The following is a 14,750-nucleotide window of genomic DNA, read 5'->3' as shown; positions in this document are numbered from 1 at the left end:
TGTCTTCGATGCCTGGCCGACAGCTTCTCCTCCTCGCCACGGCGGCGTTCGGGATCGCCGCGGCACCCGCCTATCCGCCGATCGCGCCCGAGGAGGCGGAGCGGATCTATCTCGCGCGGCACCGGGCGATGATGGCGAACCCATCCGGCGAGGCAGCGAGTTACGAGCCCATGGAGGTCGTGCCGGGGGCGAGGGCAGCGAAGCCGCTTCCGGTTGCGCAACCTGCCTCGCGCGGACTCGACGCCGGGGCGCTGGCCGAGGCGCGGGAAGTGGCCGCGGCGGCGAACTCGTCGGCCTTCCTGGTGTGGCGCCGGGGGGCGCTGGTTGAGGCGAGCTATTTCGGCGGAGCCACGCGGGAGACGCTGCTCGTCTCGCGCTCGCTCGCCAAGCCGCTGACCGCCATTGCCGTGGGCCGTGCCATCGCGCTCGGGCACATCGCCTCGCTCGACCAGCCCGTCGCCGACTTCATCCCCGAATGGAAGGGAACACCGAAGGCGGCAATCAAGGTCCGCCACCTGCTCGACATGCGCTCGGGGCTGCTGGCGCAGGGCTTCTCGCCCGAGCCGGGCGATCCCTGGTCGCGCGCCTATCTCCACCCTGCGCATGAGCGGATCATCGTCGAGGACTATCCGCTGACCGATCCGCCGGGAAGCATTTATGAATACAGCAATGTGACATCCGAGCTGGTGGCGCTGGTCATCGAGCGGGCTTCGGGCAGGCGCTATGCTGATTTCATCGGGCGCGAGGTGCTGGCACCCATCGGTGCTGCAGGTGGCAAGGTCTGGGTGAGCCGGGCCGGCGGGCTCGCGCATTCGGGCTGCTGCATCCTGCTTCCCGCCGAAACCTGGGTGCGCCTTGCGCTGCTCCTCAAGGACGACGGAATGGCTGGCGGCCGCCGGCTGCTGCCGGCAGGCTATGTCGCCGAGATGCGGCAGGCGACGCGCGAGAACCCGCACTATGGCCTCGGTGTGTGGGTCGCCGGCCCCTATGTCGAGCGGCGCGGCTTCGCCAACCCGAAGCGGCCAGCACCCAAGGTGCTCCATTCCGAGCCCTATCTTGCCGCCGACACCTTCCTGTTCGACGGCAATGCCAACCAGGTCGTCTATATTGTGCCCTCAGCGGATCTCGTGGTGCTGCGCATGGGCGGACCGCCGCCGAAGCAGCCCGAATGGGACAATGCCCTGTTTCTCAACCGGATTTTGCGGGGGCTCGGGCCGGGCCAGGCGCAGCTCGTAGCGCAGAAGTAAGGATGGTGGAGCCGAGGGGGATCGAACCCCTGACCTCTACAATGCCATTGTAGCGCTCTCCCAGCTGAGCTACGGCCCCGTCACCTTCCTCCCGCCTGGGGCGCGGGAGGGCGCTGCCCTAATCCAAAGCCCGGCCTGCTGCAAGCACCCCCAAGACGAGCGCACACCTGGCGCCATCGAACAGCCAGCCTGCCGGCGCGTGCTCCAACGCGCTTCAGGATAGACACGCGTCAAGTCACCGGTGACCGGTTCCCGACCTTGGACTTCAATCCTAGGGCGCGAAGCTGGTCAGCGCTCCTCATCCTGGTCGTCGACCGCGACATCGCCGATATCATCGTCACCGATGTCGATTTCATCGTCAGCAGAGACCTCGCCTTCGTCAGCGACCGTTTCGAGATCGAGATCATCCTCGCTGCCGGCAGCCTCGCCAGGCTTGGCGTCAGCCTCGGTCTTGGCCACTTCGAACGGCAGCGCCTGCTTCGACTTCAGGATCGGCTCTGGCACCCACTGGTAGCCGCATTCGACACACACGACGGGCTCATCGCGGCCGAGATCGTAGAAGCGGGTGCTACACTTGGGGCAAGTGCGCTTGGTGCCCCATTCCGGCTTGATCACGAACAGTCTCCAGGGCGGCGAAACCTCGCGGCGACCCAACTGGCCCAGCCAGCGAAGGCGCGCGCCTTGCCACACTGCTTCGGCCCGTGCAAGGCCCGACCGCCATGGCCCTAGAACTCGAGCCGCAGCCCTTTGCCCTCGTCGCCTCTGGTCCGCTTGCTGGCGACGTCGCAGTGCCAGGCGACAAGTCGATCTCGCACCGCGCGCTCATATTGAGCGCGCTTGCCGTCGGACGCAGCCGGGCAGAGGGCCTCCTTGAGAGCGAAGATGTTTTGCGAACGGCCACAGCACTTCGCCATATGGGGGCAGGCATCACCCGCACGGGTCCTGGCTGCTGGGAAGTGGATGGCGTGGGCGTGGGCGGGCTGCTCCAGCCCGAAACTGCACTCGACATGGGGAACAGCGGCACCTCGGCCCGCCTCCTGATGGGCCTTGTTGCCGCCCATGACCTGGTTGTCACCTTCATCGGCGATAAATCGCTGTCGCGCCGGCCGATGGGCCGAGTGGCCACTCCGCTTGAAATGATGGGCGCGGAGATCCGCATGGCACCAGGCGACCGGCTGCCGCTCACCGTCAGGGGCCTCGCCCCGGCGCTTCCCATCACCTACCGGCTTCCCATCGCCTCAGCGCAAGTGAAAAGTGCGGTGCTGCTAGCCGGGCTGAATGCGGCCGGGACCACGACTGTCATCGAGCCGGTTGCAACGCGCGACCACAGCGAGCGGATGCTGGCCCTGTTTGGAGCCGCCATCCGGATGGAAGCTCAGGCAGACGGCAGCCGGGCGGTGTTGGTCGATGGGCCTGCCGAATTGCGCCCGCACAACCTGGTGGTGCCGGGAGATCCGTCTTCTGCTGCCTTTCCAATTGTTGCAGCGCTGCTGGTGCCAGGAAGCCGGGTCACGGTCCGCAACGTCGGCCTCAATCCGACTCGCGATGGGCTGTTGCGCATGCTCGATGCAATGGGAGCGCGGATTGCGCGCGCGAACTTCCGCAACGTGGGCAACGAACCCGTCGCAGATCTCGTCGTCGAAGCCTCAGAACTCACAGGAATCGAAGTTCCGCCTTCGCTGGCGCCAACCATGATCGACGAGTTTCCCGCCCTGTTCGTGGCGGCGTCCCTTGCCCGGGGGCAAAGCCGGTTCCGGGGGCTTGAGGAGCTGCGCGTGAAGGAAAGCGACAGACTTTCCGTGATGGCAGAAGGGCTGCGCGCGGCTGGCGTGCCGGTGGTGGAACATGCCGACGGGCTCGACATCGAAGGGACGGATGGCACCGCCCCGGCGGGGGGTGCACGAATCGACCCCCGGCTCGACCATCGGATCGCCATGAGCTTCGCGCTGCTGTCGCTCCGGTGCCGGGCACCGCTGGTGATTGCCGACCGCCGCCCGATCGCCACCAGCTTCCCGGACTTTCTCAAGATGATGCAAGAGCTTGGCGCGGAGCTGCGAACACCGGTAGACGCTTGAGCCGGAGCCCCTGAGAGACCAACCAGCTCTTGTTGTGCAAATCACTTGCAACTGGCAGGCGCTTGCTGCAAGGGATTCGCAAAGGCAGCTTGGAGGGTTTCCACCTTGTATCTTTGCATCTGCAATGCCCTCAAGGAAAGCCAGATCGAAGCGCTGGTGCGCGAGGGGGTGCGTTGCGAGAAGGAAGCCTATGAGCGGCTTGGCTGCCGTCCGCAATGCGGGATGTGCGTTCCAGTCGCACGCGCCCTTGTCCGCAAGTCGGCGCCGCAGCCGGCCTGAACATCTTCGGCCTCGGCTCTCGCAAAGAGCGCGTCATGCGCTATTGGCTGTCCCCATGACAGAAGCGGATGCGTCTTCCAGCCGGCCGCTGCCAGGCTTTCTCGACCTCATGGCCGCCGATCCGGCCTACAGCGCCTGCCCGGAAGCGCGTCTTGCGGATCTCAGAGCGCGTTGCCCCGTTCATGCCGACCCGGTAACCGGGCATGTGCTCCTTGCCCGCCACGCGGACGCGCGCCGGCTGTTGAACGATCCCCATCTGTGGCGGCATCCCTCGCGGGCCGCGCCCGAGAGCCTATTCTACCGCTTCACTGAGCTGCGCCCAGTCGACCCGACAGTGCCAGCGGGCGAGCGTACCAGCATCCTCATGCTTGACCAGCCCGACCATCTGCGGATCCGCGCTCCGCTCCAGAAGGCGTTTCATGCCCGCGTGTTCCGGGCCCGGCCGCTGGTGGAAGACGTGGTGGAACGCGTGCTGTCAGGGCTTGCCGACCGCCACGCCTTCGATCTCGTGAGCGAGCTTGCCGTTCCCGTGCCCATCCATGCGATTGCCCGGATCCTGGGTGTTGCCCCCGAGCGGCAGGAGGAATTCCGCCAATGGTCGGAGAGCATCATCTTGACTCTCAATCCGCTGCGCTCGGCAGAGCAGGATGCCGAGGCCCTGGCTGCAACGGATGCGCTCCATGCCCATCTCGCCGAACTCATGGCATTGCGCCGGCGCGCACCGGCCGACGATCTCGTAACCGACATGGTCCAAGCACAGGCCAAAGGTGCACCGCTTTCCGACCGCGAGATCATGATCAACCTGACTGCGCTTCTCGTCGGCGGCAACCTGACCACGACCGATCTCATCGCCTCGGGGGTCAAGCTTTTGCTCGAGCATCAAGAAGAGCTCGCCCGTCTGAAGGCGGACCCGGCACTTGCGACCGCAGCTGTCGAAGAGACGCTCCGCATGGAAGGCCCGATTGACTTCACCGTCCGGATCGCGCCTGCGCCAATGACAATCGCCGGCGTTCCTGTCGCTGCGCGCCAGCCCATCTTCGCGCTGCTGCGCGCGGCCAACCGCGACCCCGAGGTCTTCCCCGACCCGGACCAGTTCCGGCTCGACCGCCATGTCGCGGGTGCGGCACCGCATGTTGCCTTCGGCGGCGGGGCGCACAGCTGCATCGGGGCAGCGCTTGCGCGTCTTGAAGGCCGCATCGTGTTCCAGAAGCTGTTCGCTGTCTTTCCCGACCTCAGGCTCGAGGAGAGCGCGCCGGTCTACCGCAGCCTGCCGGGATTCCGCGGTCTTGCACGCTTGCCCGTGCTGACGCGTCCGGAATAGGTTCAGGCAAGGGCACGGCGGGCCCGTGCAGCGTCCTCGGCGATCTGCGCCTTGAGCGCTGCAAGCCCGTCCAAATGCCGCTCCTCGCGCAGATAGGCGACAAAGCCGACTTCCAGCAGCTTGCCGTAGAGATCCCCCTCCCAGTCGAGGATCCAGGTCTCGAGCAGTTCGCGCGGGGGCTGGAACATTGGCCGCACCCCGAAATTGGCGACACCGGCAGCGCGGCTGCCATCGGGAAGCGTGACCCTCACGGCATAGACTCCATAGCGCGGGCGCACATAGGCGCCGGCCTCCATGTTGGCGGTGGGCACGCCAATGGTCCGTCCGCGCTTGTCCCCATGGATGACAGGTCCAGCGATGGCAAAGGGCCTCGTCAAGAGCCGGGTGGCAAGGCCTGTGTCGCCAAGAGCAAGTGCAGCGCGCACCCTTGTTGAGGAGACTGGCGCGCCTTCGGCTTCGACTGCGCCCAAGGCTTCGGTTGAGAAGCCGCGTGCAGCGCCCAGTGCCGCAAGTGTTGCCGTGCTGCCGCTGCGCTTGTGGCCGAAGCTGAAGTCCGCCCCCGTGACGAGGTGACCGGGGCCAAGCCTGCCGACCAGCCAGTCGTCGACGAACCTCTCTGGCGAAAGCGAAGCCAAGGCCGCGTTGAAGGGAATGACAAGGGCGCCATCGACTCCCAGGGCAGCAAAATGGCAGAGCTTCTGGTCGAGGCTGGTGAGCTGGAACGGAGGCGCATCGGGGCGGAAATGGCGCGACGGATGGGGCTCGAAAGTCGCGACAAGCGCGGGTGCCCCGCGCGCGCGGGCCCAGCGCACGGCCGCGCCAATGACAGCCTGATGGCCAAGATGCACGCCATCAAAATTGCCGATGGCAACTGCACCGCCGCGCAAGGGCGGTGGCGCCGACCCCCCGTCCCGGATGACCTGCATGCGCGGTGGCGTTAGCCGAGCCTGGCGGCAGGGGAAAGCGGCCGGCGTTCCCAGCGCTCGAAGGTGACGCCAGCACCAGGCTCGGCAGCCTTGCGCTCCCAGTGGGCTGGGTCTGGCCCTGGAAACCAGGTGTCGCCTTCAGGGCGCGCATGGACTCGCGTAAGCTCGATCGCAGTGGCAAGCGGCAAGGCCTCGGCATAGACTTGCGCACCGCCGATCACGAAGATGCGCCCTGCCCGTGGGTCGCGCCCGGCAGCAGCGATCGCCTCGGCCAAGTTGGCAGCGACCGTCACGCCTTCCGCGCGCCAGGCGGGATCACGGGTCATGACGATGTTGTGGCGACCAGCGAGCGGCCGGCCGATCGCCTCGAACGTGCGCCGGCCCATGATGACCGGGTGGCCTGTCGTCATGCGCTTGAACCGGCGGAGATCATGGGGAAGATGCCAGGGCATGACGCCAGCACGGCCGATGACGCCATTCTCGGCCGCCGCCACCACGAGGATGATTTCTTCTTGAGGCATCCTGCAGGAGTAGCGCTTGGGCGCAGAGGCGCAACTGCCCCTGCCCGGACGCCTCCCTGGCGGCACGGCCAGTGCCGCCGTCGCAGCCGGGGTGCGCGCTGAGGAGCAAGACGCATGCGCCAGGGCTGCGCTCTGGCCTGGTTCGCACCGGCCTCGGATGTCTGTGGGGGGCAGTATCGCTCGCCTTTGGGATAGGGTGCAGTCAGACGGCAACCGCAGCCGGGACATAGGGATGCGGAGCATAGCCTTCCACCACGACGTCCTCGAGCCGGTAGGAGAAAAGGTCGGGCGGGCGCCGGGCGAGATGAAGCTTGGGCCAGGGGCGCGGCGCGCGGGCGAGGATGGCTTCCACCAGATGGCCATGGTTCAAGTAGAGGTGGACGTCTGCGCCCACCCAGACGAGTTCCTGGGGTGCAAGATCGCACTGCTGGGCAAGCATGCGAAGCAGAAGCGCGGCTTCGAAGATGTTGAACGGAAAGCCAAGGCCAAGGTCGCAGCTGCGCTGGTAGAGGATTCCGGAGAGCTGGCCTTCGGCCACGAAATACTGGTAGGTCATGTGGCAGGGCGGCAGCGCCATTTGGGCGAGCTCGGCCACGTTCCATCCCGTGAAGATATGGCGCCGGCTTGTCGGGTTGGTCCGGAGCCCCTCGACGAGGGAGGAAAGCTGGTCATGCTCGCGGCCGTCGGGGCCGAGCCAGCGCCGCCACTGCTTGCCATAGACTGGGCCAAGGTCACCCCAGCGCGCTGCAAAGTCGGGGTCGGCGAGGATCCGGGCTTCGAACGTGTCGCGGTCGATGGCCTCGCCAGTCAAGCGGCGGTAGCGGTCGAGCGGCCAGTCGGTCCAGATGTGGACGCCCTCGGCGACGAGCGGGCGGATGCTGGTCTCACCCGAGAGGAACCACAGCAATTCCCGGACCGCGGATTTCCAGAAGACCCGCTTGGTGGTGAGCAGCGGGACGGTGCCGTCGGACAAGTCGAAGCGCAGCATCGTGCCGAACAGCGCCCGCGTGCCCGTGCCAGTGCGGTCATGGCGCTCCCGGCCCCTGGTCCATACCTTGCGGACGAGATCCTGGATGGCGGCTTCGGGATGGGGCGGGGGATCGTCTCGCATGGCCTGCGGGTGGCTTCGGCTGCGCTGCAGGTCAAGCCGGGCCAGCCATCACCCCCGATCGGGGATATTCCGCAGCCGGACTGCTGCTCGCTAGGTTTTCCTCGCCACGTGCGGGGAGAAGCCGGCATGGTTCAGGTTATCGACGCCAGCAATCGGCAAGCCCATGCAGCCACACTATGGGCGATGCATGCCGACCGCAAGACGGTCTTCGTCGACCGGCTGAAGTGGAAAGTGCCCGTCGTCCACGGCCGCTATGAGATGGACGAGTTTGATACCGACCAGGCCATCTATCTCGCTGCCACCGATCCGGAAACGGGTATGCACCTCGGCTCCGTCCGGCTGCTTCCGACCACCGGGCGGCACATCCTCGGCGACATCTTCCCGATGCTGGTTGAGGGCGAAGTGCCGCGCGGACCCGACGTCTACGAGATCACCCGGCTGTGCACGTCGCCGCAACTGGCCGACTGGGAGGCCCACAATGCCGTGCGCGAGCGTTTGGCAACTGCACTCATCGAATATGCGCTGACGGTCGGGATCCGCCGCTACACCATGATGACCCACACCGCCTATTTGTCGCAGCTTCTTGCGACTGGTTGGGATGTCGAGCCGCTTGGCCTGCCAAAGGAGATTGGCGGCCAGATGCTGGGCGCCCTCATGGTCAATGTGAAGCCAGAGACACTCACCCTTTTCCGGGCCAAGTTCGGCTTGCCCGATCAGGTCTTGAGGCTCGACCTCAACGCCTAGGGGGCCGCTGGTTTCATGCGGCGATTTCCGACCCTGCGCTGCATGAAGCCATCCGGTTCCCCGGACGCTCCGGGGCTGGTTCCCCCAGGACGGGCACGGCCCTCCCCGTGTCCTTCGCCCTGGCAGTCCTGGAGCGTCCACCCCTACAGGGGAGAAAAGCGCTGCCTGCAGCGGATGACGCAGCGCGCGCGCCGGATGCATGGATCCCGGTGGCCAGCGCTGTCCCGGGCACCAGGCCTTGGCCGCCGGGCCTGATGGCACCCCTCGAGCTCCTGCTCCCCGTCCTTGCCCTTCTTGCCGTGCTGGTCCGGGAGTCCCTGTGGCTATCCGGGCTCCTCATTCTCCTCAACGCCCTCGATGACATCGCCGTTGACCTGCTGACACCGATTGCGCTTGCCCGCGGGAAGCTTGCCGGCCTGCCACCAGCGCCGGCAACGCCCAGCCGCTTTGCCCTGCTGGTGCCGGCGTGGGACGAATCGCGCGTGATCGGAGCAATGCTCCGCGCAACGCTTGCAAGGCTGAATCATCCAGACTTCCGGGTCTTCGTCGGCGTCTATCCCAACGATCCCGACACGGCCGCCGCGGTTGCCGCAGTCGCCGCCGGGGATGCGCGGGTCACGCTTGTCACCACCTCCCACCCAGGCCCCACCACCAAGGCCGACTGTCTCAACCATCTCTGGCGCGCGGCTTGCGACTTTGAGGCAGCAACTGGGCTCAGGTTTCGCGCCATCGTTCTCCATGATGCCGAGGACCTGGTGGACCCGCAGGAGCTTGCCGTCTTCGAGCGGGCCTTGCAGCGCGCCGCCATGGTGCAGCTCCCGGTCATCCCGCTCGTGGGGCACGGGGACTCGCTTGTCAGTGGCCATTATCTCGACGAATTCGCAAGCGCCCACGCCCGCGACATGATGGTCCGCACCCTGCTCCGGGCGCCAGTGCCGAGCGCAGGCGTGGGTACTGCGATCGACCGCGCCGCCATGGCCCTTCTCGAGGGACCCGATCGCACGCCGTTCAACGCGACCAGCCTCACCGAAGATTATGAGCTCGGCTACCGGATCCATCGCCTCGGCCTTTCCGCCTGCATGGTCCGGCACCGGGTCGAGGGCAGGCTGGTTGCAGTCAGAAGCTATTTCCCCGACAGCCTGCCGGCCGCAGTCAGGCAGAAGTCGCGCTGGCTTCTTGGAATCGCGCTCACTGGCTGGGACCGGCTTGGCTGGAGCGGCGGGCTCCAGGCGCGGTGGATGCTGCTCCGGGACCGCAAGACGGTGGCAACCTCGGTTCTGGCGCTCGCGACCTATGCCGTCCTTGCGCTGGTGCTGCTGTGGCGGGGCCTTGCGGCGCTGGCCGGAATTCCGCCAGCCGAACTGGGCCCCGAACTCGCAGGCGAAGGCGGGTGGCGCTCCCCATTCCGCTGGCTGATGACCGGGCTCGCGCTGGTGCTTGCCTGGCGCCTGTTGCTGCGCGCGCTCTTCACCTGGCGCGTTGCCGGGCCGGTGCAGGCGATGCTCGCGATCCTGCGGGCGCCGGTCGGCAACCTGGTAAACGCGCTGGCGGCGCTCAAGGCCATGGACAGCTATCGGGCGGAGCTGCTCTCGGGCCAGCGCCGCGGTTGGGACAAGACAGCGCATCGCTTTCCGGGCTCGCTGGGTCAGGCCAATGGCTGAGGAGGTTCCCGCGCGCAGCGGCCAGGCGCTTCGCCTCTACCAGATTGTCGGAATCCTCGCACTCGGCTGGGCAGCGGGGCGCCTCCCCGACCTCCTCGCCGACCGTGACGCCGAGGAAGCCCGCTTGCGCACACTTCTGGGAGTGAGGGATGCAGCCGGGCCAGCAGTTGGCGGCGCGCCGGTCGCAGCCGGGACCGTGGCGAATGCCATCACGCCCCAGGACGTGGCCGCCATTGCGTCCGAGGTGGCCTCGCAGGTGGCAGCGGAAACGGTCGGGCGGCTGGTCGCGGCGGGATGGGGTCCGGGCGGGCAGCCGCGGCAGGTGGCGCATGGCCGGGCAACGGCAGCGCCCGAGACGGTCGTCCGCATCGTGCACGAGAGCGGACGTCCGGCGGCAGCGCGGGACAGCGACACGGCATGGTCTCTTGCCCCCATGGGAGCGCCACCCCCCTCGCCCGCGCCGGCCGCACCGCCAGCAACGGCCGCAGCCGAACCGGCGAAGGCGCCGGCTGCGGCCAGGGAACGCGAGGAGGCCTTCCGCCTGGCGAGCTCGGGCTATGAGGCGCTCCGGGCCGGCGACCGCCGCGGCGCTGCCGAGCGGCTTGCCGGCGCCGTCGCGCTCGACCCGGAGGCACCGCAGGCCTCGGCCTGGGCGGCCGACCTGAAGGCGCTTCGGCGGCGGCTTTCGCTGGGCTTCTACGCGCTCGCCCGCGACGGCGCGCAAGGCGATGCGGTTGCCGCCGCGCCCGTCCTTGGAAGCAGCCAGACCGGAGCCCATATCGGCTGGACCCTCGACCCGCTGGCGAAGCAGCGGATCACGGCCTTTGCCAGGGTTGCAACTGGATCTGATGCGCGCGGCCAGATCGACCCGGAGACGACCGAGGCCGCAATCGGCATCCGGGTCGATCCGTTCCCAAGGCTTCCCGTGCATGCCGCCATCGAGCGGCGCTTTGGCCTTGGCCAGTTCGGCCGTGACGACTGGTCGGCGCGGATTGCCGGGGGGACTTCCGTCAAGATCAAGGTCCGCAGCCGGCCGGTCGACCTGAGCGTCTATGGCGAGGGCGGCCTCATCGGCTTCGAGGAGACGGACTTCTACGCCGGCGCCGAGGGCAAGGCGACCACGCCGCTCATCACCCTCGATCGCTTCCGGCTCGAGGCGGGTGCGGGCGCATGGGCTGGCGGCCAGCAGGGCTTTATCACCTCGCACCGGTTCGATCTCGGCCCGCTCCTCCGGATGGGCTTCGGCAACGCCCCGGTCGCGGCCCAGCTCGACTACCGGGTCAAGGTCGCCGGCAACGCCGAGCCCGGATCGGGACTCGCGTTGACCATCATCAGCGATTTCTGAAGCAGGTCAGCTGAGTTCGAGATCGACCTCATCGCCCCATGCGAGGCCGCAGGCACCAGCTGCCGCCCTGGCGATCCGGAGCTTGGTAACGCTGCTCTCGTGTGTCCCGACATACCAGCCGGGGACGATCAGGCGGTGTGAACGCAGCGCAATCTCCGGTTTCGCGGGATAGATGTCCTTGATCTCGCGTGCGATATTGTTGCGGCTCCGGGTTCGGACGGCAGCCGCCATATTCTCCTGACGGTCAGGAAAGGTTTCGAAAAGCGCTGTCAGGAGCCCGACCCAGGCCTCGACCTGGTCCCGCGCGCTGCCTGACCTGCCGCGCAATCTCCAGCGGTTCGCGCCGCCTGCCGGTCGGTCAGGCGGGGACGCCTCAGCCGGTGCCGCCGCCGGGCGTGCCAGGGACGCGGGCAACGGTTTCGGCGGCTTCGTTGGCGAACCGTTTCCAACCTGGGCATGCAGAAATGCCTCGATGGCGTCTTTCGTCGGGCGGTGCCCGGACATGACCTCCGCGCGACTTCGCAGCATCTCGACCAGGTCCGGGTCGGGTTCCGCCAAGAGCTCCGACCAGGCCCGGGGCAAGATGCGTTCGGCCTCGCGACGGTTGCGCTGATCGTGGTAGTCGGCTTGGGCGTCGGCAAGCGCAACGCCTGTCACCACACGGTCCCTGGCGAGATAGCGATGGATGCGATGCTCGGCCTCCGTTGCGTCCCGCTCGAGAAGATCGAGCTGGTAGACCCTGCGCTCGTCGTAGGACCCGAACTGCCCCGGCAAGTAGAAGCTCCAGATCCGGCCATCGGTCAGGACTGCGATCTGGGCGCCCTCGTGGAAGGCGTAGGTGAAAAGCTGGAGGTCGGCGTCGCTGGTGCGCCCGACGGCCTTCACCTCGACGAAGACGGCCGGACTTCCCGGCCGCGGAAACAGGGCATAGTCCACGCGGCCACGACCGGTCGTATACTGCGGACACACGGCCGTGGGATCGCTGTCATCCCAGCCGAGTTCGCGAAGGAGCGGAACCACGATGCTCGTCGAGACCGTAGCCTCGTTGGGATAGCTGCCAGCTTGAAGCCCGGTCCGGATACGGGAGATCAGACTGTGCATTCTCGACATCTGGGCCATTTCTTGCGGGACTTTTCCGCAGCGGGCAAGTGGTTGGACAGCAGGATGACGGCTGGGCGGCGGGAGATGGCCCGGTCCGATCAGTCGGTGAGGCCGAGGAATACGAATAGGGTGGGGCGAAGACGGGTGAGGGTTTCCCGTGGGAGTTGGCCGATGGGCGGGCCGAGGCGGGTGTGGGCAACTGTGGCAAGCTTGTCGACCATGATGAAGGACCGCGTGGCAAGGCCGGTTTCTGCCGTCGGCCCGAGGGGCAGGCGCAGAAGGGGCGCGTCCACCTCGGTGGTAGTGAGGAGGGCGATGGTGACTGAGGCGGTTTCGCTGAAGCGATCATCCTGAAGGATGACCGCGGGGCGGGGTTTGCCGGCGGAGCCGCGGCCGCCGGCGACCGTGACGAGCGTGCCGCGCTTCAGTGCGCCGGCCACTCGGTGATGGAGTCGACGAAGGTCTGGTCGTCAGCCTCGGTGGCGCTGGCGGCAACTGCTTCGCCCTGGCGGTGGGCTTCTGCGAGGAAGTGCAGGTCGCAGGGGTCGGATGGACCAGGCACGGCGGGCCTGGTGCATAACTGGCCGGGGCACACGACCGCTCGGGATCCCGGCTTGCGCCGGGATGACGGGATGGGGGTCCGGGGCCTCAGGCCCCGGCCGCCGGAGGCTCTCGTCGTCGGACGGGTTCAAGCCTCTGCTTCGGCAAAGCCGCGGCGGCGGCTTGCCCCGCCGGCCGAGCCTTCGCCGTCTCGGCGGCCAGGGACTGCGCGCTGGCGCCGTGCGCCTTTGGCTATGTGCGCGTCAGCTTCTTGTACTGGAGACGATGCGGCCGGTCGGCGGCGTCGCCCAGCCTCCGGCGCTTGTCGGCTTCGTACATTTCGAAATTGCCTTCGAACCATTCGACATGGGAGTTCCCCTCGAAGGCGAGGATATGGGTTGCGAGCCGGTCGAGGAAGAAGCGGTCGTGGGAGATGACGACCGCGCAGCCGGCGAAATTTTCAAGCGCTTCTTCAAGGGCTCGGAGCGTCTCGACATCGAGATCGTTGGTCGGCTCGTCGAGGAGGAGGACATTGCCGCCCTCCTTCAGCATCTTCGCCATGTGGACCCGGTTGCGCTCGCCCCCTGAGAGCTGGCCGACCTTCTTCTGCTGGTCGGGCCCCCTGAAACCGAAGGCGCCGACATAGGCGCGCGTCGCAACTTCGACCTTGCCGAAGGTGAAGCGGTCGTTCCCGTCGGAGATTTCCTCCCACACCGTCTTGTTGGGATCGAGATGGTCCCGGCTCTGGTCGACATAGCCCAGGTGGACCGTCTCGCCGATGGTGATCGTGCCCGAGTCGGGCTTCTCCTGGCCGGTGATCATGCGGAAGAGGGTCGTCTTCCCCGCACCGTTGGGGCCGATCACGCCGACGATCCCGCCCGGCGGCAGGCGGAAGGAGAGATTCTCGAACAGGAGCCTGTCGTCATAGGCCTTGGAGATGTTGATGGCCTCAATGACTTCGCTTCCCAGCCGTTCGGGGACGCGGATCAGGATCTCGCGCTCGCTGCTGCGCTTCACTTCCCCTTTGGCAACAAGCTCCTCAAAGGCGGTGATGCGGGCCTTGGACTTGGCCTGGCGGGCCCTGGGGCTGGAGCGGATCCACTCAAGCTCGCGGGCGATGGCTTTGGAACGGGCCTCCTCTTCGCGCGCCTCCTGTTTCATCCGCCGTTCCTTGGCTTCGAGCCAGGCGGAATAGTTGCCCTCGAAGGGGATGCCCTGGCCATAATAGAGTTCGAGCACCCAGCCGACGACATTGTCGAGGAAATAGCGGTCGTGGGTGACGAGGATGACGTTGCCCCGATATTCCTTCAGATGGGTTTCGAGCCAGGCGACGGACTCGGCGTCGAGATGGTTGGTCGGCTCGTCGAGGAGGAGGATGTCGGGCTTCTCGAGCAAGAGCCGGCAGAGCGCGACGCGGCGCTTCTCGCCGCCGGAGAGGTTGGTGACCGGGCTTTCGGCGGGCGGGCAGCGGAGCGCATCCATGGCGATTTCGAGCTGGTTGTCGAGAGTCCAGCCATCAACCGCGTCGATCTTCTCCTGAAGCTCACCCATTTCCGCCATCAGCGCATCGAAGTCCGTATCATCCTTCGGGTCCGCCATTTCGGCGGAGATGGCGTTGAAGCGCTCGAGCATGTCGGCGACGGGGCGGACTCCGTCCATCACATTCTCGCGCACCGTCCGGGCGGGGTCGAGCTGGGGCTCCTGGGGGAGATAGCCGACCCGCACGCCTTCGGCCGCCCAGGCCTCGCCCGAGAAGTCGCGGTCGATCCCGGCCATGATCTTCATGAGGGTCGATTTGCCCGAGCCGTTGGGGCCGATGATGGCGATCTTGGCGTCAGGATAGAATTGCAGGTGGATGTTGTTGAGGATGGGCTTGGGC

General features: G+C 67.1%; 15 protein-coding genes and 1 tRNA gene. 7 read left to right on the top strand and 9 right to left on the bottom strand.

Annotated features, from left to right (window positions below):
* Positions 1 to 8: 8 nt before the first annotated feature.
* Positions 9 to 1,247, top strand: a complete 1,239-nt coding sequence (locus ACWIQA_RS02375) for a serine hydrolase domain-containing protein (protein ID WP_448581464.1) — start codon at positions 9 to 11, stop codon at positions 1,245 to 1,247.
* Positions 1,248 to 1,250: 3 nt separating this feature from the next.
* Here the strand turns inward: ACWIQA_RS02375 and ACWIQA_RS02370 are convergent.
* Both ACWIQA_RS02370 and ACWIQA_RS02365 read right to left on the bottom strand, forming a co-directional pair.
* Positions 1,251 to 1,326: transfer RNA gene (locus ACWIQA_RS02370), tRNA-Ala, on the bottom strand.
* Positions 1,327 to 1,535: 209 nt separating this feature from the next.
* On the bottom strand, positions 1,536 to 1,862 hold the full coding sequence (locus ACWIQA_RS02365; protein ID WP_448581463.1) for a TIGR02300 family protein: 327 nt from the start codon (positions 1,860 to 1,862) through the stop codon (positions 1,536 to 1,538).
* Between the two features lie 104 nt (positions 1,863 to 1,966).
* Between ACWIQA_RS02365 and aroA the strand changes: the two genes are divergently transcribed.
* The 3 genes from aroA (at position 1,967) to ACWIQA_RS02350 (ending at position 4,922) form a co-directional block, all read left to right on the top strand.
* Positions 1,967 to 3,322, top strand: coding sequence for a 3-phosphoshikimate 1-carboxyvinyltransferase (aroA, locus tag ACWIQA_RS02360; protein WP_448581462.1), 1,356 nt, complete (start codon positions 1,967 to 1,969; stop codon positions 3,320 to 3,322).
* A gap of 105 nt (positions 3,323 to 3,427) precedes the next feature.
* Positions 3,428 to 3,601 (top strand): (2Fe-2S)-binding protein, encoded by a 174-nt coding sequence (locus ACWIQA_RS02355; protein WP_448581461.1) that lies wholly within the window; start codon positions 3,428 to 3,430, stop codon positions 3,599 to 3,601.
* Between the two features lie 55 nt (positions 3,602 to 3,656).
* On the top strand, positions 3,657 to 4,922 hold the full coding sequence (locus ACWIQA_RS02350) for a cytochrome P450 (RefSeq protein WP_448581460.1): 1,266 nt from the start codon (positions 3,657 to 3,659) through the stop codon (positions 4,920 to 4,922).
* A gap of 2 nt (positions 4,923 to 4,924) precedes the next feature.
* On the opposite strand, the gene ACWIQA_RS02345 is transcribed toward ACWIQA_RS02350, so the two are convergent.
* From ACWIQA_RS02345 to thyA, 3 genes are all read right to left on the bottom strand, one after another.
* Positions 4,925 to 5,848: a bifunctional riboflavin kinase/FAD synthetase gene (locus ACWIQA_RS02345; RefSeq protein ID WP_448581459.1), complete on the bottom strand. Its 924-nt coding sequence runs from the start codon at positions 5,846 to 5,848 to the stop codon at positions 4,925 to 4,927.
* 11 nt (positions 5,849 to 5,859) lie between these two features.
* Positions 5,860 to 6,369 (bottom strand): dihydrofolate reductase, encoded by a 510-nt coding sequence (locus tag ACWIQA_RS02340; protein WP_448581458.1) that lies wholly within the window; start codon positions 6,367 to 6,369, stop codon positions 5,860 to 5,862.
* Positions 6,370 to 6,571: 202 nt separating this feature from the next.
* Positions 6,572 to 7,480 carry a thymidylate synthase gene (gene thyA, locus ACWIQA_RS02335; protein WP_448581457.1) on the bottom strand — a complete coding sequence of 303 codons (909 nt, stop codon included), beginning with the start codon at positions 7,478 to 7,480 and terminating at the stop codon, positions 6,572 to 6,574.
* 126 nt (positions 7,481 to 7,606) lie between these two features.
* Between thyA and ACWIQA_RS02330 the strand changes: the two genes are divergently transcribed.
* From ACWIQA_RS02330 to ACWIQA_RS02320, 3 genes are all read left to right on the top strand, one after another.
* The gene (locus ACWIQA_RS02330) at positions 7,607 to 8,224 is read left to right on the top strand and encodes an acyl-homoserine-lactone synthase (RefSeq protein WP_448581456.1); all 618 of its coding nucleotides are present in this window, start codon (positions 7,607 to 7,609) and stop codon (positions 8,222 to 8,224) included.
* Between the two features lie 254 nt (positions 8,225 to 8,478).
* Positions 8,479 to 9,885 carry a glycosyltransferase gene (locus ACWIQA_RS02325; RefSeq protein WP_448581455.1) on the top strand — a complete coding sequence of 469 codons (1,407 nt, stop codon included), beginning with the start codon at positions 8,479 to 8,481 and terminating at the stop codon, positions 9,883 to 9,885.
* Positions 9,878 to 11,230 (top strand): hypothetical protein, encoded by a 1,353-nt coding sequence (locus tag ACWIQA_RS02320; protein ID WP_448581454.1) that lies wholly within the window; start codon positions 9,878 to 9,880, stop codon positions 11,228 to 11,230. Before ACWIQA_RS02325 ends, ACWIQA_RS02320 begins: the two co-directional genes overlap by 8 nt.
* A gap of 6 nt (positions 11,231 to 11,236) precedes the next feature.
* Here ACWIQA_RS02320 and ACWIQA_RS02315 read toward each other — a convergent pair whose 3' ends face one another.
* From ACWIQA_RS02315 to ettA, 4 genes are all read right to left on the bottom strand, one after another.
* Positions 11,237 to 12,331, bottom strand: coding sequence for a hypothetical protein (locus ACWIQA_RS02315; protein ID WP_448581453.1), 1,095 nt, complete (start codon positions 12,329 to 12,331; stop codon positions 11,237 to 11,239).
* Positions 12,332 to 12,429: 98 nt separating this feature from the next.
* Entirely contained in the window at positions 12,430 to 12,771 is a 342-nt protein-coding gene (locus tag ACWIQA_RS02310) for a type II toxin-antitoxin system PemK/MazF family toxin (protein WP_448581452.1), read from the bottom strand.
* Positions 12,756 to 12,893 (bottom strand): hypothetical protein, encoded by a 138-nt coding sequence (locus ACWIQA_RS02305; protein ID WP_448581451.1) that lies wholly within the window; start codon positions 12,891 to 12,893, stop codon positions 12,756 to 12,758. Before ACWIQA_RS02305 ends, ACWIQA_RS02310 begins: the two co-directional genes overlap by 16 nt.
* A gap of 230 nt (positions 12,894 to 13,123) precedes the next feature.
* The coding region (ettA, locus tag ACWIQA_RS02300) for an energy-dependent translational throttle protein EttA (RefSeq protein ID WP_448581450.1) at positions 13,124 to 14,750 on the bottom strand (1,627 nt) is incomplete at its 5' end.

Source organism: Thermaurantiacus sp. (assembly GCF_053487655.1).
This window is presented reverse-complemented; position numbering and strand designations above follow the sequence as displayed.